This window comes from Paraburkholderia nodosa, from assembly GCF_001718195.1.
Taxonomy (GTDB): domain Bacteria; phylum Pseudomonadota; class Gammaproteobacteria; order Burkholderiales; family Burkholderiaceae; genus Paraburkholderia; species Paraburkholderia nodosa_A.
On sequence record NZ_MCNV01000032.1, the window covers coordinates 1 to 24,835 of the forward strand.

Consider the following 24,835-nt stretch of genomic DNA (forward strand, 5'->3'; position numbering starts at 1 on the left):
GTGGGTATGGTGCGCGCCGGACTCTGCAGGGGCCGGCGCGAGCGGTCCGCCAACGCCGTGGCGCCGTCATCCTGTGCATGCCGGGCAAGCCACTTGTAGCCGGTCTTCGGGCTGATGCCGAAACGCCGGCATAGTTCACGCCGGTTGGCGCCGTCCTGCAGGGCCAGATTCACGAATTCCAGACGCAGGTTCATGGTGTTTCTCGGGTTCCAGGGCATGAACGGCTCCAGGCGAATCACTCGCCCGAAGTGTTACCCATGTCCCCGCACACCTGTTACCCATGTCTCCGGTCCATACAAACCTGCTAAAAACGGCCGGCCTGTCGTCGCTGCTCTATCCTGATCCGAGAGGCGAATTCGACCTGCGCAGAGAGATCGCAGGCAATCTCTCCATCGCGCGAAACTTCCACTGTCATCCGGAGCAGGTTTTCGTGACGTCCGGATACAGCGCTGGCTTAGGCTTGACACTTCGGGTGCTAGGTCTGGAAGGCCAGAAGGTCTGGATGGAGGAGCCCGGTTTCATGCTCACCCGTAAGGGGCTGGAACTGGCTCGCTTGAATATCGTGCCGATCCCGGTAGACGCAGACGGTATCAACGTCGACTACGGCATCAAGACAGCGCCGGACGCCGCGTTAGCGGTCTTAACTCCTGGTCAGCAAGCGCCTCTAGGCTCGACCTTGTCGTTGAGACGGCGCCTTCAACTGCTTGAGTGGGCGGCTTCAAACGATGCGTGGGTCATTGAAGATGACTACCTTGGAGAACTACAGTTGGAAGGCAGGCCGGCGCCCGCCATGGCATCTTTTGGCGAAGGCAAGCACGTCATCCACATCGGCTCCTTCAGCAAGACTGTTAGCCCTGCTCTTCGGCTTGGCTTCGTTGTTGTCCCGGCCGACCTCGTCAATGCATTCGCGGAGGTGGCCGCGACACTCGCTCCCGCGCCGTCACCGGTCATTCAAGTCGCCACTGCGGAGTTTATGCGGGAGGGCCACTACATCCGACGTGTGCGCCGGCTCAAGCGTCTTTATTCCTCGCAGCGCGATGCTCTGACAGCGGAGTTGTGTAGCCGAAACGCGCAATGGGTAAATGCGGGCCTCGCCGTGCTTCTTCGCCTCCCAGAGGGCGCCCCCGATGTGCGAATCGTTCGCGAGGCAATGACTGCGGGCATCGCGCCATCACCCTTGTCCGCGTGGTTCGCAAATCCATCGTGGACGGTGCCAGGCCTTTTGCTCGGGGTTGCGACCGCGCCCGAACAACACCTTGCCAAATCGTGCCAACGATTGTTCGAGATCATTGAAGGGTACTGCTGACCAACGGGTCACCCGGCGTTGCCTGATTAGCATAAGTGCAGTTTCGTCGAAAAGCGCAGCTGTATAGCTGCTAACTGTTAGCAACGGGGAGGCGCTTTTCCGGCAAGATCGCCGTCGCCATGCCACCGTGGGTGGCCCTTCTCGAACGTATTTCAGGCTAACTGATCTTACCCACGAACCGCGGACACCTTAAGTTGCTACGGTCTATCGTTTTCCACGAGGCGACAGACCGATCGATATGCTCGCCGAGCGCGAATCCAGACCTTAACCAATCCCGGAGCCTCTGGGCCCGGTTGTACGGCTTCTTCACGGGGTTTTCGCTCAGATGGGGAGTCGTCGGCAATTCGCGTCAGGACGGCCATGCACCGCGATCGCGACCAAGTACCCAAGTCAATCGCGGAAATGATGAAGAGCTGGGACGTCGACGATGGGACGGTGGGCATGCTGACCGATGCGGCGCTGCTGCTAATGGCACGCTAAGGCCGGCCGCAGCAACAAGTTTAGGAAAAGCGCGCCGGACAGGCGCGTTCTTTTGACCGCTTCCGCTCGATTCCACGAGGCGACCGCTTCAGCGTTCCGCAGCCACGGCGGAGTCGGGGGGCCGGCGGAAGCTGATGGCAAGCCGGTTGTAGGCATTCATCAGGCTGATGGCCATCGTAAGGTCCGCTAGCTCCTTCTCGCTGAACGTCGTCGCGGCAAGCTGGAAGTCCTCGTCGGGTACATGGGTGTCGGCCACGCGGGTGACCGACTCCGCCCACGCCAGAGCGGCGCGCTCGCGATCGCTGAACAACGCACCCGCTTCATGCCAGGCTTGCACAAGCGCCAGTTTCGCGGGCGTGACGCCCTTCTTGATCAGGTCGCGGGTATGCATGTCGAGGCAAAAGGCGCACCCGTTGATCTGGCTGACGCGCAGATAGACCAGTTCGACGAGGACGTCTTCCAGGCCCGACTGCCTGACATAGCCATATACCCCCCCAAATGCCTTCACGCCGCCCGGCGATGCCTTGGCGTAGTCCAATCTCATTTTCAAGCTCCTTACTGGTCGTTGGTTGTCAGTGCTGTGTCGTTCGAATCGACGACAAACACGGCCAGCAGTTTTGCCGGCTTGGTCTTGCTCGCATTGCGGCTGACCGGGTGGCGCGAGCCGGGCTCCTCGAAGAATGCCTCCCCGGCCTTGTAGACGCGTTCCGGCTCGTCGTTCACCTTGCTGGCGACGCTGCCTGAGACTACGTACGCATAGATGAACGCCGACTTCGCGTGGGTGTGAGGCAACGAAGCGCCCCCGGGCGGGTAAGTGACTTCCACGGCGATCACCGATTTGCCCGGAATGTTTGGAATTGCGTGCGAGAAGTTCGGCTTGACGATATCGCCAGCGCCATGGTCAGCGGCGCCGTGCGCCGCGGCAACCCCGGACATGGCCAGGCTGCCAGCGGCAACAACAGAAAGTAAGGTTCGTGAAATTTTCATGATCAGCTCCTTGGTGGCTAGAATCATGCATCGGCTATGGTCCACGAAAAAGGACCAAGAACGCGAAAACTTGATGCACCACCCACCATGACAAATATTCTGGATCTGAAGCTCGACCGTGGTTCCAAGACAGCACTTGCGGAACAGATACGCCTGGCGATTACTGGCGTCATCGAGAGTGGTGTACTGGCCCCAGGCGCCAGGCTGCCGTCGTGGGTGGATCTTGCCGCGCAGCTTGGTGTGGCGCGCGGCACCGTCAAGACCGCCTATGAGCGGCTGACCGATGCGCAGTTGATTGTCTCGTCGCGCGCGGGCGGGACCAGGGTCTCCGAGCACACACCCACCGTGAGCCCCATCGCGGAACGGGCGCGATCGATAGAGACGGATTTGCAGTCGGCGCTATACCAGCACTTCCTGCCCGGCCCTGCGGTGTTCCAGATGGGCGTGCCCGCATCGGACTGTTTTCCAAACACGTTGTTTGCACGTCTGCGCGCCCGGGCGGCACGCGATGAAGTTGAAGCGCCCGCATCCTACCCGGACCCGCGCGGCGAACATGAATTCCGCCGGGAAATCGCCGCGCATTTGGCCTTGTCACGCGGCATTGAGTGCCAGCCCTCGCAGATCTACATCACGGCAGGATTCTCGGGGGCGCTCGGTATCGCGCTACTCGTGCTTCAGGCCCAAGGCCGCAAGGCATGGGTCGAGAATCCCGGATATTTGCTGAGTCGCAAGGCCCTGGAAATTGGCCAGATCACGACGGTTCCGATTCCCGTCGACGAAGAAGGCATTGACGTCGGCTTCGGCGAAACGCATGCACCGGATGCCGCGTTGGCGCTGGTCACCGCGGGACAACAGGCGCCGTTGGGTCCGACCTTGTCGCTCGCGCGCCGGCGGCAACTGCTGGAGTGGGCGGCCCGGGCGCAGGCATGGATTATCGAAGACGACTATCTGGGCGAGCTGCAGCTGAAACGCCGCGCGGCGCCAGCGCTGGCGTCGCAGGATCGAGCGGGGCGTGTCATTCACATCGGGACGTTCAGCAAGACCATCAGCCCAACGCTGCGACTGGGATTTGTGGTGGTGCCCCCCGCCCTGGTACCCCGCTTCGATGAAGCGGCAGCGTGCCTGTCTTCCGCGCCGGGGCCGGCAGTACAGATGGCAATGGCCGAGTTCATGCGTGACGGGCATTACATGCGGCACTTGCGTCGCATGAAACGCATCTACGCGGGCCGCAGCCAGGCACTGATGACCGCGCTCGAGTCCAGGGGATTCGACGCCTATCCGGCTGGTCTGGCAGTGGTGGTTCGGCTCGCCGATGGCGCCGACGACAAGCGGATCGCACGGGAGTCCTATGCCTACGGGATCGCGCCCGCGCCGCTATCGATCTGGTACTGCTCCGAGTCCACGCAGCGCTCGGGGCTGCTGCTTGGCGTTGCGCCGGCGATCGAACAACAGATTCCAGCGGCCTGCGATCGCTTGCATCAGCTGATCCGCAAGTTGAGCTGATGCGAAAGCGCCGGCAGGTCTTGGGCCAGCTGGTACGCCATTTCTTCCGGTTTTTGGTACTTTTTTAACGACCAGTGAACGGACACGATGCCGTTCACCGGCTGGCGCGTCACGTTGCGCCGAGCCATATCGTTAAATCACCGCTGCACTGCGTCGCCACGCAGTCTTAGGAGGAATCGTGAAGATTTTCGTTGCAGGCGCCACCGGCGCCGTTGGACTGCCGCTGGTGCGCGTGCTCTGCGCGCAGGGTCATAAGGTAACGGGGATGACTCGCGCCGGCGCGGGTGACGCCAAGCTTCGCGCGCTTGGCGCCCGCGTGACCCTGGCGGACGCCTTTCATGCGGAGTCCGTGAAGGATGCCATCGCGACGGCGTCGCCCGATGTGGTCATCGACCAACTCACGTAGCTTCCGGCGAATCCTGCCGACATCGTCAAGTCTATGCCCAACGATACGCGCCTGCATCGCGAAGGCGGCGCCAATCTGCTGTCCGCTGCCAAGGCGCTGGGCGTCAAACGCTACGTCTTGCAATCACGTGGCTTCTACCTCGAAGCCCCGCAGGGCTCGCTGGCCGACGAGACAGCCGCGCTCCGCTACGACGCGCCCGGCCAGATTGGTGATAGTGCGCGGGTCATTGGCGCCTACGAAAATCGCGTCACGGGCTCGATCGCGCTGGAAGGCGTAGTCCTGCGCTACGGCTTCTTCTACGGTCCCGGTACCTCGTACAGGCTCGACGGCGCCATTGCGGAGCGGGCGCGAAAAGGCGGGATGGCGATCATCGGCGACGGCAACGCGGTCTGGTCGTTCGTCCACCTCGACGATGCCGTGGCGGCAACAGTAGCGTCACTGACGGCCGAAGCCGGCGTATACAACGTGGTCGATGACGATCCGCTTCCGGTCGCCACGTGGATGCCTGCATTCGCTCGCTGGGTCGATGCGCCCGCCCCCGCCAGCGTAAGCGTCGCAGTTGCCCGCGAGGCCGCTGGCGAAGAAGCGGTGTACTACCACACCCACCTGAGTGGTGCCTCGAATCGCGCAGCGAAGGGAAAAACTCGGTTTCGCGCCGCGGCCGTTGCTCTGGAAGGATGCCTGAACCGATGCTCCACCCCGAACTGTCCAAATCGTTGGAGGCGGTCCGCTGGCATATGGACAAGGACATCCCCTGGATACCTTCGACGCCAGCCTGCTTACTGGCGACCAGGCGAAGGCCATCCGCATGAATGCCATCACCGAATGGTCGGCCCCGCCCGCCACGGAGATGTTCCTACTCGACAACCGCCATTTCGGCGTTCATGAGCATCTGGCTTCGAGGAACAGAAGCACTCGCTGGTGCTGATGGAGTACCTGCGCTGTTTCCGCCCGGACCTGGTACCGACCGAGGAAGAACTGCACGCCGTGCGCTTCGAGTTCGACCCGGCCCCGCCGCTGGAAACGCTGATGCTGCATTTCTGCGGCGAGATCCGCCTGAATCACTGGTATCGCCGTGGGGCCGAATGGCACTCGGAACCGGTGATCAAGCATATCTAACGCACGCTGTCGCAGAGCGAAGCCGCAGCGCATTCGCGCTCCGCAATGCCGTCGCGTGTCCCGAAACACGCCAAACACCGCAATCGCCGCGATGCGTAGCAGGGAAATCGCAATGGGGATCCCGAGCCTCTGATCAACGGTGATTCGTCTCGCACATTAAATCCTGGTGTTCTGCCAGCGGCAATTCCGGCCATACGTACTTTCCCGGATGTCCCGAAAGGTTCTTGCCAATTTAACTAGATCTCTAATATAGTTGAGCAACACCTGTTGATGAAGGCGACCTGTCGCCGGGAGACATTACATGCTGACCCACGAAGAAAACGAATTGCTGTGCCGCGTTGAAGCCGATGCCCCGATGGGACAACTGATGCGCCGGCACTGGACGCCGGTTTGCCTCATCGAAGAAGTCAGCGAGCCGGATGGCGCGCCTGTCAAAGCGCGCGTATTTGGCGAGGACCTCGTCGTATTCCGGGATTCGGAAGGCAGCGTTGGCGTGCTGGACGAGTACTGCCCGCACCGCCGCGCATCGCTCGTCTACGGCCGCAATGAAGACTCCGGCCTGCGCTGCCTGTATCACGGCTGGAAGTTCGACGTCTCGGGCAACGTGCTTGAAATGGTGTCCGAGCCGGCTGCGAGCTGCATGACCGACAAGGTCAAGCACAAGGCCTACCCGGTGCAGGAATGGGGAGGCATGGTGTGGGCGTATATGGGCCCGCAGGACGCCATCCCCGAATTCGTGCCGCCGGCCTGGGCGCCGACTGCCGACACCCGCGTGAGCATTGCCAAGGCACTGCTGCCGTGCAATTGGGCGCAAATCCTCGAAGGCGCGATCGACTCCGCGCACAGCTCCAGCCTGCATTCGTCCGACTTCGTGCCGGCACGCGTCGGCGGCGCCGAAGCGACCGGGAAGAACTGGTTGCGCCCATCCACCGACAAGGCCCCGCGCCTGCAGGTCGAGCGCACCGACTACGGCTTCCGTTACGCCGCGCTGCGCCGCCCGATCTTCAACGCCAACACGCACGACTACGTGCGCTCCACGGTATTCGTGGCGCCGGGAACGGTGCTGATTCCGCCGAACAATCTCTACAACGTGGCGAACATCAACGTGCCGATGGACGACACGAACACGGCGTTCTACTTCATCGCCTGGGGCGATCCGGAGACGACGCCGGAAAACGAAACGTGGCGCAAGTTCCTGCGTCAGCAGGTCGGTGTTGATCTCGACCAGTATTATCGACCGCTGCGCAATCACGAGAATCGCTTCTGGCAGGACCGCCAGGCGATGAAGGCCGGTAATTTCACTGGCATTTCGGGCTTCCCGAACCAGGATATCGCCATGTGGGTCACGATGGGCCCGATTGCGAACCGCTCGGACGAGCGCCTCGGCGCGAGCGACCTCGCCATCGTCGAATTCCGTCGCCGCATGATCGATGCGATCGCTGAATTCGAGAAGGATGGCGAAGCAATTGGCACGGGTGCAAAGGCGATTTCCCGGGAAGTGTGCTCGTACCAGGCTGTCGTGCCGAAGGAAATCGACTGGCGCACGTATGCCGCGCGTTACGTCAGCAAGAAGAATCCGGAACCCGCAGATCAGCCGTCCGCGCTCGCAACGGACTACCAGGTCAAGCAATAACGGGAGGCACACGGCCATGGAGCAGCACCGTTTGCGCATCGGGGTCGCAGGACTGGGACGGGCATTCTCGCTGATGCTGCCGACCTTCCTGCGCGACCCCAGAGTCCAGCTCGTCGCTGCGTGCGATCCGCGTGACGAAGCGCGGCGGCAGTTCGCCGCCGACTTCGCGGCGCCCACCTATGCGGACGTGGCGGAGTTGGCGGATGACCCCAACGTCGAAATCATCTACGTTGCGAGTCCGCACCAGTTCCACGCGCAACACACTGAAATTGCTGCGGCAAAGGGCAAACACGTACTCGTCGAAAAACCGATGGCGCTCGCCGCCGCGGACTGCGACCGCATGATCGCTGCCTGCCGCGCGGCGAACGTGCATCTGATTGTCGGCCATTGCCACAGTTTCGACACGCCGTACCTGCGTACGCGCGAATTGATCAGTCGCGGCGAATTCGGCGCGGTGAAGATGATCCAGGCCGTCAACTACACCGACTACCTGTATCGCCCGCGCCGACCCGAGGAGCTGGCCACGGCTGCAGGTGGCGGCGCCGTCTTCAGCCAGGCGGCCCACCAGGTCGACATCGTGCGAATGCTCGCCGGCTCGCGCGCGACGCGGCTGCGCGCGAGTGTGGGACGGTGGGATCCGTCTCGCCCGACCGAAGGCGCTTATTCTGCGCTGATCTGGTTCGAGAGCGGTGCCTATGCCTCGCTCTCGTACAACGGCTATGGCCACTTCAACACCGATGAATGGAGCGGCTGGATCGGCGAAATGGGCGATCGAACGAGCCCCGACACGTACGGAAGCGCCCGCCGCCGTCTGGAGACGCTCGCGACCTCGGACGAGGAGGCCAGACTCAAGGCGGCCGGCACTTACGGCGGATCCGCATACAAGCCGCCAACGGCCGACGCGGACGAGCCGCCGCGCTTTCATCAGCATTTCGGTCCGGTCATCGTCTCGTGCGAACGCGCAGACCTGCGTCCACTGCCCGATTCGATCGTCGTCTACGGCGACGAGCAGCGCCAAACGCTGCCGCTGCCTGCACCCGCCGTGCCGCGCGCCGAAGTGATCGACGAGTTGCATGGCGCGGTCGTCAACGGACATTCACCCCTTCACGATGGCGAATGGGCGAAGGGCACGCTGGAAATCTGTATCGCGATTCTGAAGTCGAGCGAAACGGGCGCAGATGTAACGCTTCGATAGTTGTTGTTGGCGGTCTAAAAGCGCGCGTAAACAGGAGCTTGAGCGAATCCGTCAACAATTAAGGGGCGCACACGTGCGCCCCGATCCCCCTATCCGGCGAACGCCGCGAAACGCAGCGAAAAATCAATCGCCCTGACGTTCTTCGTCAGCTTCCCTAACGAAATGCGATCCACGCCGGTTTCGGCGATGGTTCGCAGCATCTGCCCGGTCACACCGCCCGAGACTTCCAGCTCGGCGCGCCCTGCGGTGACACGCACAGCCTCGCGCATCGTCTCAATCGAGAAATTGTCGAGCAGAATCGCCGCGGCGCCCCCAGCCAACGCTTCCTCCAACTCATCGAGCGTCTCCACCTCGACCTGCACGGGCACGCCCGCACCCAATGCCTGAGTGGCGCGAAGCGTCGATGCAATGCCGCCGCCCGCCGCAATGTGGTTTTCCTTGATCAGAATGCCGTCGTACAGCCCCCGACGATGGTTTTCGCCGCCGCCAACACGAACTGCATATTTTTGCGCGAGGCGCAATCCCGGAAGCGTTTTTCGCGTGTCGAGAATCCGCGCGGTCGTGCCTTCGACGATCCGCGTCATCATGCTTGTCTCGGTGGCCACGCCAGAAAGCAACTGAATGAAGTTTAGCGCGGTGCGCTCGGCGGTGAGGATACCGCGCGCCGGGCCAGCGATCCGGCAGACGCTCTGCCCTTCGTGCATCCGTTCGCCCTCTCCGACAAACCATTCGATCGTGATGTGCGGGTCGACCTGCTGGAGTGTTTCATCGAACCACGGTCTGCCGCACAACAGGGCGGCTTCGCGTACGGTCAGGACCGCTTCGGCTGAAGCGTCGGGGTCGATCAGTAGCGACGTCCAGTCGGCCTCGCCGACATCTTCCGCGAGCGCATCGCGGACGTTGCGCGACATCGCCGCGCGGGTCATTCCATCCATTTCAGATCCGTATTTTTTGAGCGAAAGAGCGGCATGCCGTGGCCTGCCGTCGTGCCTGTCGTGGACCTGGCACGTCCGTCAATATTATTAGATCTATAATTAATATGCTACTCTGGAATGACCTGAAGCGCCGAGCCGCGCCTCATTCCTGATCGATTTCTTCCCCGCGTGCCGCGATCAGATTACCCACTTCCCGCGTCGACGGGATGCGCAGCGCCGGGTTATCCGACTCGGATTCGTCGCGTGCCATGTTCTCGATGATCGTCAGCAGGACCTTCCGCGCGACGTTGATCTCGGTGGTTTTCAGGCCCCTGACGCTAATTTCGTTGACCTCTTCCGCGAGCGGGACGAGCTTGTTTTTCAGGCTCCGGCCGCGCGGCGTCAGATAGACGTGCGTGTTCTTGCGATTGCCGGGCTCGTAGCGGCGCTCGACATACCCGAGCTTTTCCATCGCCGACACCGCACTGAACGTGGTCGGCGTGGTGGTGCCGGTCTCGTCGCTGAGCTCCTTCTGCGTGAGCCCGTCGGTGACCCATAGCACACGCAGATACGCCCAGTGGCCGAACGAGACTTCGTGCTGCGCCAGGCGCATTTGCAGACCGCGAATCATTGCGCGGCCCGCATCCTTCACCAGGTGAGCAAGACGATCATCCGGAACCGCCTCGCGCCAGTGCCGCAGAATGGGGTCCTCGCTCGCGACCCCGCCCTTGCCCTTGCCCGAAGTACGTGCTGCTGCCATGCCTTCCTCGCAGTTATTGTGACCAGACAGGTGACAATCATAGCGCTTTAGCCCGCGCGAGAGGCACTGCAGCACATCGCCAAAGCCGCTTAGAAGGCGTGGCGAATGCCCACGGTCACGCCCGCCTGATCCATGCCTGACGCAATGTCTACGCCCGTGCCCCGAATACCCACATTGGAAAATGAACGATTGGCGACGTACGCCCCTTCCGCAAACACATCGGTGCGTTTGGATAGCGAGTAGTCGACGAGCAATGCCCCCATCGTTGGGCCGCCGTGCGGATTGCGAAACTGCGTGTGATAGACGCTGGCGGAGACGGAAAGCGGCGCATTCACCCTCCAGGTCACGCCACCCCAATAGAGCAGCGAGCTCGGCGGCACATCCGTGTTGCGCGTGTTCAGCCAGCGCAGGCCCGCCAGCGTCGTGACCGGCCCGAAGTCGTACGACACGCCGAGCAGCGCGCGCTGCTGCGCATTGCTCTGCGTCGCGATCGAGGTGCCCTGCAACTGGTCGTACGTCAAGCCGATGCTGAACGGCCCGCGGTCATACAGGACCGCCGCGCTCATTTCGCGACCCACCTTCGTTGCGCCGGGCACGCTCGCACCGTTCGGAATCGTCGCGTCGAAGCCGGTGCTGTACAGTGCCGCGAACGTGACGCCGCCTAGTTGCACGCCATAGCGCACCGAATTGTCCGCGCGGTTCACGAACTGGCTGTCCATGCTTTGCGCCGAGTAGCTGGGGTTGAACGTCAGCGCGTCGTACTTGTACATCAGCTCATAAAGCAGGTTCTGGTGACGTCCGAGCGTGAGCGTGCCGTACGGCGTTGAGACGCCAACGAATGCCTTGCGGCCGAACAGCCGTCCGTTCTGACCGAGCGCGCCGGTGTTCACGTTGAACCCGCCCTCCAACGTAAATACGGCCTTGTAGCCGCCGCCAAGATCTTCCGAGCCCTTGAGCCCCCAGCGCGATCCGGCGAGATTGCCCGACTGTTCACGGATCACCGAACCCGTCTGACTGCCTTGGTGCACCCGGTTGACGTACTCGACGCCCGCATCGACGATGCCGTAGAGCGTGACCGAACTCTGCGCATGGGCCGCCGTGCAGGCGAGCGTCAGCAACCCGCCGCAGGCGAGCGGGAATGTGTGTCTCTTCATGTTCATCTGTATTATGGACTACTGAGTGTATTGGATTTATTTTCCCGTTCCGCGCATCCGCCGCGCACCCAGCGGCTGCCGGATGCGCAACGGCAGGAGCAACCGCCGCGAGGCGGTCAGATCTTGAACCGCTCCAGGCTGGCCGGGTGGAACAGTTCGGCAGGCTGCAAGCGACGGCTCGACAATCCCTCGGCATGGTGCTGCGCCAGGAAGCGGTCGATCACGTGCTCATTGTTTGCGAATCCGTACGACCAGAAGTCGTGCCCCATCAGACGCCGGGCGTTGCGCAACTGGTCCTCGATGAACGGCAGCGTGACCTTGGTCGCCGAGGTATCGCTCAAACGGGCCAGCGCGACTTCCTTCGATTGCTCGAACGCCTTCGCGATTGCGCCCGGCAGCCAGGGATGCTGATCCGCGAGCGTCTTGCGAATGCCGAGCGTGTGCATGATCGGGAAGAGCTTCCTGCGCTCGTACCATTCGGCGGCACTCTTTTGCGGAGCGTCGAAAAGGTATTTGACCTTCGGATGCCCACGATCGAAGCATGACGGCGCGCGCGGTCCGATCACGCCGTCAATCTCGCCGTCGGCCAGCAGATTCGAGATCGTTTTCCCTTCGGGTGCGCTTTCCAGCACAACGCCTTCAGGCAGCTTGAGCGCGATCTTCTCGACGCGCGTCGGATCCTCGTAGCCGCCCCGCACCCAGCGGATATCCGACGCCTTTACGCCATATTCCTCTTCGAGAAAGAGCCGCACCCAGACGTTGGCGGTGAGCTGGTATTCCGGCACGCCGATACGTTTGCCCTTCAGGTCCTCGGGCCGGTCGATCCCGCGGTCGGAACGCACGTAAATCGAGCTATGCCGGAACGCGCGCGACGGAAAGACCGGCACCGCGACGTAGGGCGAGGTGCCCGCTGCCGTCTTCACCGAATAGCTGCTGAGCGAAAGCTCGCAAATGTCGTAATCCGCGTGCCGGAACGCGCGAAAGAAGATTTCCTCCGGGTCCTGCAGCATGAACACGGGATCGACACCATCGATCTGCACGTCGCCGTCAATCAGCGGCCGCATCCTGTCGTAGTTGCCCACCGCGATGGATAGTTGAAGCTTGCTCATTCCTGTTCCTGTTTGACTGTCGAAATTCTGGCCGTCGCGTGCATCGTCACGCGTCGGATTGCGGTGCCTGCCGCTCGCGCGGCACGCCGAAGAAGACCGCGATGCCGCCGATGAAAACCAGCGCCGCGACCAGCAGGATGCCGGCCGAAAAGCTGCCGGTCACGCTCTTCACCCAGCCGAGGACGATTGGTGCGAAGAAAGCGCCCACCTGACCGAGGCTGCTGATCACACCGATGCCACCGGCGGCCGCCGCGCCCTTCAGATAGTTCGGCGGAATGGTCCAGATAATGGCTGCGGCCGCGAAATAGCTCACCGAAACGAGACTCAGGCACGCAATAGCGGCAACCGGGTTGTGCGTCAGAACCGTCAGGAGCACCGCGCCCGTGGCGCCCGCTGTGGTCGACAGTACGAAGTGCCAGCGGCGCTCGAGCCGCAGGTCCGAGCTGCGTGCGATCAGGAGCATGGCAACGGCGCCGACGATATAAGGCAGCGCCGACAGGAAGCCGATCTGCAACAGGTTGGAAACGCCCGCCTGTTTGATGATCGTGGGCGTCCAGTAGTTGAGGATGGTTCCGCAAATGGGCACTGTGGCCCAGCCCGCGGCAATCACGTATACGCGCGGGTCGCGCAGCGCCGCAAGGAGCGTGCTCGGCGAGCTATGCGGCTTGCTGCGACCTTCCTCGTCCAGCGCGCCAATGACAATTCGTTTTTGCTCGTCGGTCAGCCACTTCGCATCCTGAGGCCTGTCGATCAGATAGAAGTAAGCAACGACACCGGCAATCACGGCGGGCACGCCTTCAAGGAAAAACAGCCACTGCCAGTTGCGAAAGCCCCAGACGTCCATGAAGTGTTGCAGGATGAACCCGGAAAGCGGGCCGCCGACAATCCCCGCGACCGCGATCGCCAGCAGGAACCGCGACGTGATCCGGGCGCGGCGCTTCGACGGGTACCAGTACGAGAGATAGAGGATGATGCCGGGCCAAAAGCCCGCTTCAGCCGCGCCGAGGAGCGTGCGGGCAAGATAGAACTGCCATGGAGCGGTCATGAACGCCATGGCAGTTGAGATGGCGCCCCAGAGCAGCATGATCCGCGTGACGGTCTTGCGGGCGCCAATGCGCCGCAGCAACAGTGTGCTCGGCACTTCGAGCAGGATGTAGCCGATAAAAAACAGGCTCACGCCGAGCCCGTACGCCGCGTCGCTCAACCCAAGATCGTGCTTCAGTTGCAGCTGCGCGAAGCTGACGTTCACGCGATCGAGATAGTTGAGGACCCAGCACAGGAAAAGAAAGCTCATTAACCTGAACGTGATCTTGCGGTAGGTCGCCTCCTCCGCCGCCGAGTCGGCTGCGGCAGACAGGGATAAATCCCCGGAGTGCAACGTTGAATGTGCCATGACTGAATGTCTCCGAATTTCACTTTGGATACTGGCGGAACAGGGTTCCTCTCGCCACATAATTAGAGCTCTAATTTTCAGCTTACGGGGACTTCACGCCGCTTGCAAGCACGGGTTTTTACCGAGAACAAGGTCGCGCAGAAGCGGTTTTCTCGACTTGCATAATTAGAGATCTAGTAATACCATGCACTCATGTTGACACAGTACAAAACCGGATCGGTCAGAAGGAGACAGATATGACGCCCCCCCAGGAAGACGGTTTTCTTCGTCTGAAGATCGCAGGCAAGGCGAAGATCGCCCGTGACATCTGGCGCTTTGAACTGACCGACCCGAAGGGCGCGCCGTTGCCGCCGTTCGAGGCGGGCGCGAACCTGACCGTCGTGGTGCCGAACGGCTCGCGACGCAGTTATTCGCTGTGCAATGACTCGCAGGAGCGCAATCGCTACGTCATCGCGGTGAAGCGTGACAGCAACGGACGCGGCGGCTCGATGAGCTTCATCGATGATACGGCCGAGGGCGACGCCGTGGACGTCTCTTTGCCCCGCAACGAGTTTCCCCTCGATGAGCGCGCAAAGTCATTCATCCTCGTCGCGGGCGGCATCGGTATCACGCCGATGCTGTCGATGGCGCGACAGTTGCGGGCGGAAGGCCTGCGCTCGTTCAAGCTGTACTACCTCTCCCGCGATCCGGAAGGCACGGCGTTCTTCGATGAACTGAGCAGCGAAGAATGGCGTTCGGACGTGAAGATTCACCACGATCACGGCGACCCGTCGAAAGCATTCGACTTCTGGCCCGTATTTGAGAGGTCGAAGTCGGCGCAACACGTGTACTGCTGCGGACCGCTGGCGCTGATGGACACCGTGCGGGACATGACCGGCCACTGGCCGTCGGGCACCGTTCACTTCGAGAGCTTCGGTGCAGGCAATGCGAATGCGCGCGAAAGCACGCCTTTCACTGTGCGGCTTTCGCGCAGCGGCACGTCGTTCGACATTCCCGCCAATCGCTCGATCCTCGAGGTGCTGCGCGACGCGAACGTGCGCGTGCCGAGTTCGTGCGAAAGCGGCACCTGCGGCTCGTGCAAGACAGTGTTGTGCTCAGGGGAGGCGGATCATCGGGATCTCGTGCTGCGCGACGACGAGAAACAAACGCAGATCATGGTCTGCGTGTCGCGTGCGAAATCCGCGGAGCTGGTTCTCGATCTTTGAGTACCGCGGGGAGGAACAATGCGTCGGGCACCGCTCGACGCATTCTTATCGTTTGCAGAGCACAGCAGCACACCGAAACAGCAGGAGTAATCAAACATGACGGACGAAACTTCTCCACGAACGACTCCGACGAGAGACACAGAAGCCCCGGCGCCGGTCAGCGACAATAGTCTTGCCTGGAACGACGCGCGACTACTCGGCTTCACGCCGATGGACGACGTTCACAAGGATTTCTATACGTTTGCGCTGCGCCTGGTGACGTGCTCGGACGCGACGGCCGCAGCAGCGTTAGAGCTGTTCGAACAGCACGCCGTTAGCCATTTCGAGCAGGAAGACGAGTGGATGCGTACGACGAACTTCCCGCCACGCGACTGCCACATCGAAGAACATGCGGCAGTACTGAAGTCGGTCGGTGACGTGAAGGCTGCGGTCGCAGAAGGACGAGCCGGCGCGGAACTGGCGCGAGATCTCGGCCTGCGCCTTTTCGAGTGGTTTTCTGGTCACGCGGACTATCTGGACTCGGCGCTTGCGGCATGGATGACGAAGCAGACAATGGGCGGCAAGCCTGTCGTGTTCCGACGATCGATTTGATTGCGCGTGAAAACATGGCCGACGATGATCAGGGTGCAAACCCGTCGCGACGCGATGGAAATTGCATCAGGACTTGGGAGCTCACTTAGCGTCCTTCGAGAGGGTGTTCCCGCGGAAACGTTAGAAGAGGCTCGTTCATGCGTATGTGTCAACCCATCGCCGGTGGCTCCGGCCACCTCGACAATATCCTGGTCGTACCCACGCCGACTCGAAGAACCTGCTGATGAGTGGCACTTTCTTCCGAAAAGCACGCGCCGCTCGTGGTCCAGCTTCGTCAAGCCGTACGAGGACGCGATTTCTGCCGAGAACGAAAATTGGCTCACAAAGTGGATGAAAAAGCGTCGGGAAACGAGCCGTTATCATGTCAAGAATGACCGCTTCACCTTTGCGAGCAGATATTCGCCTCGCGGTGACTCCAACGGCTGGCGTGGGTCGAATACGCAAGTTCGCCGATCAAAGCGATCCGTTGCGCGTACGTCTCCGATGGACTTCCGAGATCGGGACAACAAGAGACAGTCGTCGGCATCCTGCTTGAGGCATTCGAACGGCCGCTACTTGCTAGCGAGCAAGCAGTTTAGCTGCCGGCATGCTGCTCGGACGATGACTGCAATCATACGTCGCAGTACGCCGTATTCGCGCGTTCGCTATATGCGTCGTGCCATCGCCGATGATGTGGCCAGCTACGCTAATTCAAGCGGGCAAGAGCAGTTTCAAGCTGGCAATGATCAACACAATGCCCAGCAAGCTACGAATTTGACGAGGCGACAGCCAGCGGCTGCCAAGATATGCCCCAAACCAACTCCCCACAAGCACCATCAACGCCAGCGGACCAATCCCATGTGGAAGGTGATTTGTGGCTGTCCAATCACCCGCCAGCGCCGCGATGGAATTGCAAAGGATGAACAGCGCGGAAACGGATGCAGCAGTGCGCACCGATGACCATCTACAAAACAGCAGGAGCGGCGTTATCAGGACGCCCCCACCAACTCCGGTCAGCCCAGAAGCTAATCCGATAATTGCTCCCCAAGCGAGCGCGACGGACTTAGGAGGCGGCCGCACAGTCTGGTCGTTCAATGGCCTACGCGCCAGCGACAGCGTTCCAGCGATCAACAGCAGTGCACCAAGTAAATATTCAAACCCTGCATTCGGGAGCGTCATATAGCCACCTAATAGCGCCATCGGTACGGCCGGCAATGCAAATGGCCAGAACAACTCCCAGTCAAAATGACTGTCCCGTATGAAGCGCCAGCTTGCAACCAGAGAGACCAGGATATTCAGGACAAGCGCGGTAGGCTTGATGCTGTGGGGCTCGTATCCCATCAGCGCCATGATGGCGATGTAACCGGAAGCGCCAGCTTGCCCTGTGCTGGCGTAGAGCAACGCAACCGCCAGAAACGCACCGTAGATCAGCAGTGTCTGGAAATCAATCATCGCGCGTGTTAGTCGGGATGTTGGAGCAACAGTAACGCACCGGAAACTGGCTGCGTGCCCGCTCTACGTGCAGTAGCGGCATTCTTCCGTACGCAGGATAGACCGGCGACGGCGGGCCGACTACAGAAATTCATCGACCAAGGCGATCTGCTGCGCACAAGCTGTCGATGGACCTCCGAGTTTAGTCACCCACAGGTGCTGCCCCGCACCTCCGCGCGGACGTTCGAACGTCGGCTCCGCCCCCACGTCGGTCGCGTTTCGCCTTTGCACAGAATCCACACATGACGACACAGCACACGTAGCCGGATCGACGGGTACCACCGCGGTTAAGCATCGGGACGCAGTGAAAGGGCGCCCACTATTCCCACGAGCCGATATCGGCGTCGTCGCCTTCACCGCCTTGCTTTGCGTCGGCGCCATAGCTGAATACGTCGACCTCACCATGCACACCCGGATTGAGATACCGATACGCGTTGCCCCATGGATCGTTAGGCAATCGCTGGAGATAGCCGCCCTCCTTCCCCAGAATGACCATCACGATGGCGGTCGCCCCACTCGCGGCTGTGTACATGCCATCGCTCACATCCACACCGGTACCAGCGACCAAACGGTGCCTTGGCGCGGTCGCTAGACCGCGTGGGACCTGCCCGCTGTAGGGGATGCAGCAGCACGGCCAAGCGGTCAGGACGATATTGGAAGACCGACAGGTCGCGTCGCCTCGTGGCCTGATAATTGCTGCTGCCACTGCCACGTCCCGACAGCCGCGTCAGGACTCAGACACCAACACATTTGAACAGATGAACAACGCTCCCATTCCGTCCGAGGATTTCAGCTCCGCCTGGCTCCGGCTGTGGGCTGGCTCGACCGAAGATTACTCGATCTTCGCCGTCTCGCTTGACGGCACTATCCTGACGTGGAACCCGGGCGGTGAACGCATTCAGGGCTATCGCCCCGAAGAAGTCATCGGACGGCCGTTCTCCCTTTTTTACCCCGAGGCCCAACGCACCTCCGGTGCACCTGCAGCGGCGCTCCGCGCCGCGCTGGATGCCGGGCGTCACGTCTCGGAGGGTTGGCGCGTGCGAAAGGACGGCACCACGTTCTGGGCGCACGTGGTCATAACAGCGTTACGCGACGGCAATGGCGAACTGGTCGGTTTCGGCAAGGTGATCCAGGACATGAGTGACAAGAAGGCCGTTCACGAGGCTGTACTTGCAAGCGAACGGAGTTTCCGACTGCTGGTTCAGGGCGTCAGCGATTACGCCATCTTCATGCTCTCGCCCGATGGGCACATCACGAGCTGGAACTCCGGCGCCCGGCGGATCAAGGGCTATACGGAAAAGGAGATCATCGGTTCGCACTTTTCCCGGTTTTACACACCCGAAGACGTCGCAGCTGGTGTGCCCTTCAGGGGCCTCGAAACGGCGAGACGCGAGGGACGCTTTGAGGCGGAGGGCTGGCGCGTTCGGCGGGACGGAAGCCACTTCTGGGCGCACGTTGTGATCGATGCCATCAGGGAAGATGGCGAGCTTGTCGGATTCGCCAAGATCACGCGGGATGTTACCGAACGACGGCGCGCAGCCGAAGTTCTGGAGCAGACGCAAAAGGCCTTGTTCCAGGCGCAGAAAATGGAGGCCCTGGGAAAACTTACAGGCGGGGTGGCACACGATTTCAACAACGTGCTGCAGGTCTTGCGTGGCAATCTGGAGCTGCTCGAAAGCCGGTATGGCCGTGACGCCTGGGCCGCCGCGCGGCTTGGCAACGCCGTTGACGCCGTGGAGCGCGGTGCGAAGCTCGCTTCTCAGCTGCTGGCGTTTGGCCGTCAGCAGCCTCTGGCACCCATCGTCATCAATCCGGCACGCCGGCTCCACGCGATGGATGAACTCCTGCGCCGGGCCCTGGGCGAAGCAATCGAGATCGAGTCCGTGGTCACGGGCGGGCTGTGGAACGTCATGGTCGACCCCCACCAGTTTGAAAACGTGATCCTCAACCTGGCGATCAACGCGCGCGATGCGATGCCACACGGCGGCAAGCTCACGCTTGAACTCTCGAATGCAACACTCGACGACGCGTATGTATCGACACTTCCCGACGTTGCTGCTGGACAGTATGTGATGCTTGCCGTCACAGACACCGGGACAGGTATGAGCCCGGAAGTAATGGAACGTGCATTTGACCCATTCTTCAGCACCAAGCCGGAAGGTCGTGGTACAGGGCTTGGCCTCAGCATGGCTTACGGCTTCGTCAAGCAGAGTGGAGGTCATATCCGGCTCTACAGCGAGATCGGCCACGGAACGTCCGTCAGGATCTATCTGCCCCGCTCTACCGAAACGGCGGTGGAAATCGCCCCGGGCAGCGCGGGGGAAGTGAGGCACGGGAACGAGACTGTCCTCGTCGTGGAAGACGATCCGAAGGTTCAGTCGACAGTCGTCGAACTTTTGGCCGGTCTGGGTTATGCGGTGCTCAAGGCGAGCAACGCAGAGCAGGCGCTGGCCGTCGTTGCGAGCGGTGTCCATATCGATCTGCTTTTTACGGACGTGGTCATGCCTGGTGCGTTGCGCAGCACGGAAATGGCCCGGAGGGCAGTCCGGATGGCGCCCGCGCTAAAGGTACTCTATACGTCGGGCTATACCCATAACGCGATCGTCCATGGTGGCCGCCTTGACCCTGGTGTGGAACTGTTGAGCAAGCCATACAGCCGTCATCAACTTGCTGCCAAAGTGCGGCAGGTCCTCGGAAGCACGGACAGCAAAACCCCGGGAAATGAGACAGATACCCTGGTGGCCGATGAAAGTCGGAGGAACTGGAACCCGGGAGGCATGCGCGTACTTGTTGTCGAAGACGACGTTGCGTCGCTCGACGCTACCTGCGAGCTGCTGGCGTTGATCGGAGTCGATCCCGAGCGCGCGTCAAGCGCGGCGGCCGCGCTTGACGCGCTCACGGCAAACCGATTTGACGTTCTGGTCACCGACGTCGTGATGCCCCATATTTCCGGGTTCGAATTGGCCGAGCGCGCATTCGCCATCCGTCCGGGAATCGGGATCATTTTCGCTTCGGGAAATCCTGTTCCCGGGAATCGAATTTTTGCGTTCAAGTGGACCGCCTTACGCAAGCCCTATACGCTCGATCAACTGCGCGTCGCCCTGCAGACCACTGTCAGCTGATGTGCTCTCCGAAGATGTCAGGAAATATTTTTGCCAGCTCTCAACAAGTGGCTCACGCAGCGGAAAGCCAAGCGCTGAGTCGAGAGAAATAGAAGCGCACTATCGGACGGCTTAAATTGTGGTTTTTGCTGCCGGAATTGCATGCCCTCACGGCACAGCTGACCGCCTGTCTGGTACCGGCAATTCGTTATGCGTGCCGCTTGTGGCAAGGGGATGCGATCGAGGGCCGACGGGACCGTCGACGGTCGGACTGTGGGCGGGTGTGTGCTGTTGATGCTGCACGTGGTTGTTGCGGCGTAGGACTCGCGGTCGCCGACACAGCCGGCGTGGCCGTCCTGCCTGCGCGAGGCGCGTCGGTGAACTGTGGTCCGGGCAGCGCCTGCACGAAAGATCAGAGCAAGCCCAATGGAGATCACGAACATGAGTGAGTTCGTCGGCTACGCGAGGGACCGTCGCGGAATTGTGACGCGTAACGGTAAGCGCCTGCAAGCCTGGTGTTACCGGATCATGAGGAGTCAACCCATGATCCAGTGGACACACGTGCGGCGCGGCACGTTGAATGGCACCGGTTATGAATTCGCGGTAACGCGGCACAATGGCTGCCCCCGAACGGCTTATGCTTACTTCTGGTGGGGCAGCGAGTTGCTGTTTTTCCACACGGGAACGGAAACGATGGTCGACGGTGAGGCGATCATCTACAAGAGCGCCGCGCAAGTGGCAACACAAAGTTCAGCTGCTCTTTCGGGTTCGCGCGACGGTGATCCGCGTATCCGCTGACCCGCATCGAAGCATGAAACGGTTTTCCGCGCGGGGACTGGAGCGGTCCCGCCTTCGAGTTTGACGGTCTCACGACCTGCCCATCGAATTGTTCAATCGCTCGCCAAAGCTCCCTGACCTCGGCCTCCTGGATCTCGATGTTCACAGTCATCTCGGGGTAGCGATCACGGTAATCCAGCAACTTCGCCAGGGCAATGGTATGACGTCGTTCCAGTTGCGCGCGTGTAACCCATTCGCTAGCCACAGCGCGGCGCGGCGTGTAGATCAGTCTGAGCGGTCCCTCAATCAGGTCGGCTGGCAGCGCATAGCGATTGATAAATTCGGCGTAGTGCCCCCGGAAAAACACGACCCACTTGTCGACTGCATCACCTCTATCGTTGCGCACGCGACGGCGCGCCACCAGCGAGCCGTCATCTGCAACCGCGTACCGAAAAAGCACGCCCTGATCCGAATCCATCGAGCAAATCTCTGCTCGTTCGTTGGCACGATGGAAACGATCAGCGAATGAGCCGCGGGCCGACGACAAATGCGCAAACAGGAAATACGCTGCAGCACCCTCGGCATAACCGTCGTTGTGAATGTGAAAAGCAACCTTGCCACCGTCGCGCAGTACGAAGCTGTACTGTGCCAGCGTTCTCATGGGTGTCCCCTTGTATTTGGGTTCTTGGCTTCAACCCTGTCCGGTTTGAAAATCGCAGGCGTTTCGCTTCGTTGTCCGCGCGGATATTTGAGTGTCATGATGCCTGCCCGGGCGTGTCGTTGTCCAGAAGTGCTCCACGGCAGTCGCCCTGCATAGTCGTCAGTGGTGCTCGCGAAAGGCAACTTCGCGAACAGCCAGACGAGGTACCGATACGGGGCCATACAGTTGGCTTTTGCCGACTGGACAAGCGAGTCAAGATTCGCCCTCGCATGTGCACCGGCAACTGTATCGGCAAACAGGAAGCCCTTGCGTGCAACGACGAACGACCTAATCTCGTTTTCACAGGCGTTGTTCGAGATCGGATAGTCGCCGTTCTCAATGTAGCGGCTCAGCTTGTGCCACCGCCGGCACGACGGCAGGCAGATGCTCAATCAACAGTTCGGCAGTGGTCGTGACATTGATCGGCATTCCCGGTTAGACAGACATGTTGCGTTGGCCATAGCCGGAGTCGGCACATTGCGACTAGTATGCCGCCAGGGCCGTCGAGCACGGCTGCTCGGCGGTCACTCTCGTCGCGCGGGCAGCCAGGATAACCACTGCGACGAATGGCAGCGCTCGATCACAACTTCTATCGCGCTACATGCCGAGTTGCCTTGCAGTCCTTATGACTGAGTTGAGGGCATCCGGGCTAGACGTCGATCCGACAAACTTCCAGAGACCTTCGGTAAAATATTCTGCAGCAGCCGGCGAACATGTCTGTCAGATTGACGCGGCGCACCCGTCGGCCAAAACGGCGAGCCGGGTCTTCGGCGACATTCGCTATGAGTGGCAGCTCGCAACCTGCGCGCGCAAGACCGACCTGCCCATTGCCACTATTGCGCCGCTAATTCTCGTTGCACGCGGCACCACCGCACCGGCGTTCCGCGAGCCCGGAAAATGGTCACGCGCAGTCTCTGGCTTCATTGCGGCGGTAGGTTTACCGCCTCCTTGAGCGCCTTGCCGGCGGTGAACTTCACGGTCTTCGCCTCGGGGATATGCATTTCTGCGCCGGTCGACGGATTACGACCGGTGCGCGCCGCGCGGTGTCCCACCGAAAACGAACCGAATCCGACCAGCTGCACGGTGCCGCCGTCGGCGAGCGCGTGCGTGATGAGGCTAAGTACGGCGTTCACCATGTCGGACGTAGCGGTCTTGCTGTCGCCCGTGCTAGCGGCTACTGCGTCAATCAGTTCCTGTTTGGTCATGGCCTTTCCCGTCTGATGGTGGAACAGGCACCCTACCGCATCCTTGCTTACGCTGGCAAATTCGCGGCCACGCGGGTAGCTGGCCGAAACGCGCCTTGGCATTGCTGTCGCCGTTGCGCCGGAAAATATTCGCGCACGCTGGATTTACGGATGGCGACCGGGCCCGGCAGAATGAACAGCAGTACGGCGGGACTGAAGCCATCGGGCATCACATCGCCGACTTCCCTCCCCGACAAGGAAAGTGGCCCACCGGAATCGAATCCTGTCCCAGCCTCAAACTGAAGCCAGTACCGGATGCCACCGGCCACGGGGTGCTGGTCTTCTTGTGTGCGGCTTGCTGCCGCAGGCTCTGATCGTGTTCTGGCCGTCTTGCTGACTCGAGGCCGGTCCTATCGCCTGAACGGCACCACATTCGTACCCAGCATTTCAGATGATGAGCCGAAGGCATAGGTCGAGCGGCCGGTACGCTTGGCCACGTACATCGCTGCATCAGCGACATCGAGCAGTTCGTCCACGTCCTGCACGCAGTCCGGCAACGTCGCGATTCCGATGCTCATACCCACCGGAAACCGGCCGCCGTACTCGTGCTCTCCCGAAGAACGTACGCGGTCGATCAGCCGCGCCGCGAGTTCGCGAAGCTGGCCGTCATCGCCGCAGTCACTGGCGAGCAGCACGAATTCGTCCCCGCCGACCCTTGCAAGCCCATCGGTCTCCCGCGTCACGCTGCGAAGCGACACCGCGAGGCGGCGCAACAATGCGTCGCCGGCACTGTGCCCCAGGGCATCGTTGACGCGCTTGAATCCGTCGATGTCCATGTACAGGAGCGCCACGCGTCCCGGGTCCGGTTGCTCCTCCAGGGCCGCAACGGCCGCAAGCAGCCTGCGACGGTTGGGCAGGCCTGTCAGGGGATCCTGCGCCGCCTGCCTGTCGAGTACAGCTGAGCGTGCGTGAATTCTGGCGAACGCACGACGCTGCACGAACTGCACATAGATTGCGAGCGCGCAGACCAGCAAAGCCGTGATGGCCAACGCTACCGTTCCCAGCAGCAGTCTCGCATGTGCGTCGCGCGTGGCCGCAACACGTTTCTGCCGCCACTCGTCGAGCAGCTGGCCGAGATCACGACGAAGGGTGTCCATGTATCGCCGGCCTTCGTCCGTCCGCACCAGGGCAATGGCCGCGTCTTGCTGCCCCGTTTGCGCGAGCTCCACCGTCCGGGCGAGTTCTGCGACCTTTTCCGTGTTCACCTATGACGCCGACGGCGCCCTGCTCTGGCCCGGCTTTTTCGTCGCCGCGACTTAAGTCACACCTACGATGAATGCGCGACACGTTACCTGCGTAAGACTGAAAATGGACTCAGCCGTTGTTGACGAAATCGCCGCCCGTGGCACGACCTTCGAGCACGTCTCTGCCGAACTGGGTCAGGATACGGCACGCCTCCTCGTGGGTTTTTGCAGGCGTGGTCCACCGCGGCGAAACCCGGGAATCCCTGATCTGGTCGCTCCTGGTCTTGTCGATGATCACGATCCAGCCAGTAAAGGTCGCTTGACCCGGAGAGTTCGAGATGTTGGCATAGATCTCAATCCCGGGCTTGTACTCGGTAAGCTGGCTTGTCATGGTGGCCTCCTCGCAAGCTCAACTTGGAAGTTTGCACGCATATCCTTACACGAATCTGGCTCAGTGTGCGTTACCGCACAAACCCGCCCACGATAACCTCCGTCACGCGTCCCTCGTCACCACTTCTATTTACCCCATGGAGATGAGGTCAGGCGCGCGCGGCAGTTCGATCAGGCTTTCAGAACTGCCCTGACGCGATAGACAACTATTCTT

19 protein-coding genes and 5 pseudogenes are annotated in these 24,835 nt (G+C 61.3%); 9 read left to right on the top strand and 15 right to left on the bottom strand.

The window, feature by feature from the left end:
* Nucleotides 1–218, bottom strand: a 218-nt coding sequence (locus BFD71_RS33540) for a helix-turn-helix domain-containing protein (RefSeq protein ID WP_141710885.1), incomplete at its 3' end; no start/stop codon positions are given.
* A gap of 77 nt (nt 219–295) precedes the next feature.
* Between BFD71_RS33540 and BFD71_RS33545 the strand changes: the two are divergent.
* Nucleotides 296–1,306: pseudogene (locus BFD71_RS33545) on the top strand (aminotransferase-like domain-containing protein); the annotation flags it as partial.
* Between the two features lie 568 nt (nt 1,307–1,874).
* Here BFD71_RS33545 and BFD71_RS33550 read toward each other — a convergent pair.
* Together BFD71_RS33550 and BFD71_RS33555 are read right to left on the bottom strand one after the other, a co-directional pair.
* The gene (locus tag BFD71_RS33550) at nt 1,875–2,336 is read right to left on the bottom strand and encodes a carboxymuconolactone decarboxylase family protein (RefSeq protein WP_218108684.1); all 462 of its coding nucleotides are present in this window, start codon (nt 2,334–2,336) and stop codon (nt 1,875–1,877) included.
* Nucleotides 2,337–2,341: 5 nt separating this feature from the next.
* A complete protein-coding gene (locus BFD71_RS33555; RefSeq protein WP_069268534.1) occupies nt 2,342–2,773 on the bottom strand; it encodes a cupin domain-containing protein in 432 nt (143 codons plus the stop codon).
* A gap of 87 nt (nt 2,774–2,860) precedes the next feature.
* Between BFD71_RS33555 and pdxR the strand changes: the two genes are divergently transcribed.
* From pdxR to BFD71_RS33580, 5 genes and pseudogenes are all read left to right on the top strand, one after another.
* Complete coding sequence (gene pdxR, locus BFD71_RS33560) at nt 2,861–4,276, top strand: MocR-like pyridoxine biosynthesis transcription factor PdxR (protein ID WP_069268535.1); 1,416 nt, start codon at nt 2,861–2,863, stop codon at nt 4,274–4,276.
* Nucleotides 4,277–4,454: 178 nt separating this feature from the next.
* Nucleotides 4,455–5,138 (top strand): annotated as a pseudogene (locus BFD71_RS42420) (NAD-dependent epimerase/dehydratase family protein); the annotation flags it as partial.
* 233 nt (nt 5,139–5,371) lie between these two features.
* Nucleotides 5,372–5,798, top strand: a pseudogene (locus BFD71_RS33570) (ferritin-like domain-containing protein); the annotation flags it as partial.
* A gap of 304 nt (nt 5,799–6,102) precedes the next feature.
* Complete coding sequence (locus BFD71_RS33575) at nt 6,103–7,434, top strand: Rieske 2Fe-2S domain-containing protein (protein ID WP_069268536.1); 1,332 nt, start codon at nt 6,103–6,105, stop codon at nt 7,432–7,434.
* Between the two features lie 16 nt (nt 7,435–7,450).
* Nucleotides 7,451–8,629, top strand: a complete 1,179-nt coding sequence (locus tag BFD71_RS33580; protein WP_069268537.1) for a Gfo/Idh/MocA family oxidoreductase — start codon at nt 7,451–7,453, stop codon at nt 8,627–8,629.
* 89 nt (nt 8,630–8,718) lie between these two features.
* Here BFD71_RS33580 and nadC read toward each other — a convergent pair whose 3' ends face one another.
* From nadC to BFD71_RS33605, 5 genes are all read right to left on the bottom strand, one after another.
* Entirely contained in the window at nt 8,719–9,564 is an 846-nt protein-coding gene (gene nadC, locus BFD71_RS33585) for a carboxylating nicotinate-nucleotide diphosphorylase (protein ID WP_069268538.1), read from the bottom strand.
* A 142-nt stretch (nt 9,565–9,706) separates the two neighbouring features.
* On the bottom strand, nt 9,707–10,303 hold the full coding sequence (locus BFD71_RS33590) for a MarR family winged helix-turn-helix transcriptional regulator (protein ID WP_069268539.1): 597 nt from the start codon (nt 10,301–10,303) through the stop codon (nt 9,707–9,709).
* A gap of 89 nt (nt 10,304–10,392) precedes the next feature.
* Complete coding sequence (locus BFD71_RS33595) at nt 10,393–11,463, bottom strand: porin (protein WP_141710886.1); 1,071 nt, start codon at nt 11,461–11,463, stop codon at nt 10,393–10,395.
* A 110-nt stretch (nt 11,464–11,573) separates the two neighbouring features.
* Entirely contained in the window at nt 11,574–12,566 is a 993-nt protein-coding gene (locus BFD71_RS33600; protein ID WP_069268541.1) for an ABC transporter substrate-binding protein, read from the bottom strand.
* A 46-nt stretch (nt 12,567–12,612) separates the two neighbouring features.
* Nucleotides 12,613–13,959, bottom strand: coding sequence for an MFS transporter (locus BFD71_RS33605; protein ID WP_069268542.1), 1,347 nt, complete (start codon nt 13,957–13,959; stop codon nt 12,613–12,615).
* Nucleotides 13,960–14,195: 236 nt separating this feature from the next.
* Here BFD71_RS33605 and BFD71_RS33610 point away from each other — a divergent pair, with 236 nt between their 5' ends.
* Together BFD71_RS33610 and BFD71_RS33615 are read left to right on the top strand one after the other, a co-directional pair.
* Nucleotides 14,196–15,164, top strand: coding sequence for a PDR/VanB family oxidoreductase (locus BFD71_RS33610; protein ID WP_069268543.1), 969 nt, complete (start codon nt 14,196–14,198; stop codon nt 15,162–15,164).
* 96 nt (nt 15,165–15,260) lie between these two features.
* Nucleotides 15,261–15,755 carry a bacteriohemerythrin gene (locus BFD71_RS33615; RefSeq protein ID WP_069268544.1) on the top strand — a complete coding sequence of 165 codons (495 nt, stop codon included), beginning with the start codon at nt 15,261–15,263 and terminating at the stop codon, nt 15,753–15,755.
* 690 nt (nt 15,756–16,445) lie between these two features.
* Here BFD71_RS33615 and BFD71_RS33620 read toward each other — a convergent pair.
* Both BFD71_RS33620 and BFD71_RS40970 read right to left on the bottom strand, forming a co-directional pair.
* A complete protein-coding gene (locus BFD71_RS33620) occupies nt 16,446–17,186 on the bottom strand; it encodes a sulfite exporter TauE/SafE family protein (protein ID WP_069268545.1) in 741 nt (246 codons plus the stop codon).
* A gap of 358 nt (nt 17,187–17,544) precedes the next feature.
* Nucleotides 17,545–17,706, bottom strand: a pseudogene (locus BFD71_RS40970) (type II secretion system protein GspG); the annotation flags it as partial.
* Between the two features lie 277 nt (nt 17,707–17,983).
* Here BFD71_RS40970 and BFD71_RS33630 point away from each other — a divergent pair.
* Complete coding sequence (locus BFD71_RS33630; protein ID WP_069268584.1) at nt 17,984–20,347, top strand: hybrid sensor histidine kinase/response regulator; 2,364 nt, start codon at nt 17,984–17,986, stop codon at nt 20,345–20,347.
* Between the two features lie 691 nt (nt 20,348–21,038).
* On the opposite strand, the gene BFD71_RS33635 is transcribed toward BFD71_RS33630, so the two are convergent.
* The 5 genes and pseudogenes from BFD71_RS33635 to BFD71_RS33650 all read right to left on the bottom strand — a co-directional run bounded on the left by BFD71_RS33635 (nt 21,039) and on the right by BFD71_RS33650 (nt 24,622).
* On the bottom strand, nt 21,039–21,764 hold the full coding sequence (locus BFD71_RS33635) for a hypothetical protein (protein ID WP_069268546.1): 726 nt from the start codon (nt 21,762–21,764) through the stop codon (nt 21,039–21,041).
* A 134-nt stretch (nt 21,765–21,898) separates the two neighbouring features.
* Nucleotides 21,899–22,168 (bottom strand): annotated as a pseudogene (locus BFD71_RS39710) (IS66 family transposase); the annotation flags it as partial.
* A 555-nt stretch (nt 22,169–22,723) separates the two neighbouring features.
* On the bottom strand, nt 22,724–23,110 hold the full coding sequence (locus BFD71_RS33640) for an HU family DNA-binding protein (protein ID WP_256095020.1): 387 nt from the start codon (nt 23,108–23,110) through the stop codon (nt 22,724–22,726).
* 287 nt (nt 23,111–23,397) lie between these two features.
* Nucleotides 23,398–24,252, bottom strand: coding sequence for a diguanylate cyclase domain-containing protein (locus BFD71_RS33645; RefSeq protein ID WP_069268548.1), 855 nt, complete (start codon nt 24,250–24,252; stop codon nt 23,398–23,400).
* Nucleotides 24,253–24,361: 109 nt separating this feature from the next.
* Complete coding sequence (locus tag BFD71_RS33650) at nt 24,362–24,622, bottom strand: hypothetical protein (protein ID WP_069268549.1); 261 nt, start codon at nt 24,620–24,622, stop codon at nt 24,362–24,364.
* Between the last annotated feature and the right edge of the window lie 213 nt (nt 24,623–24,835).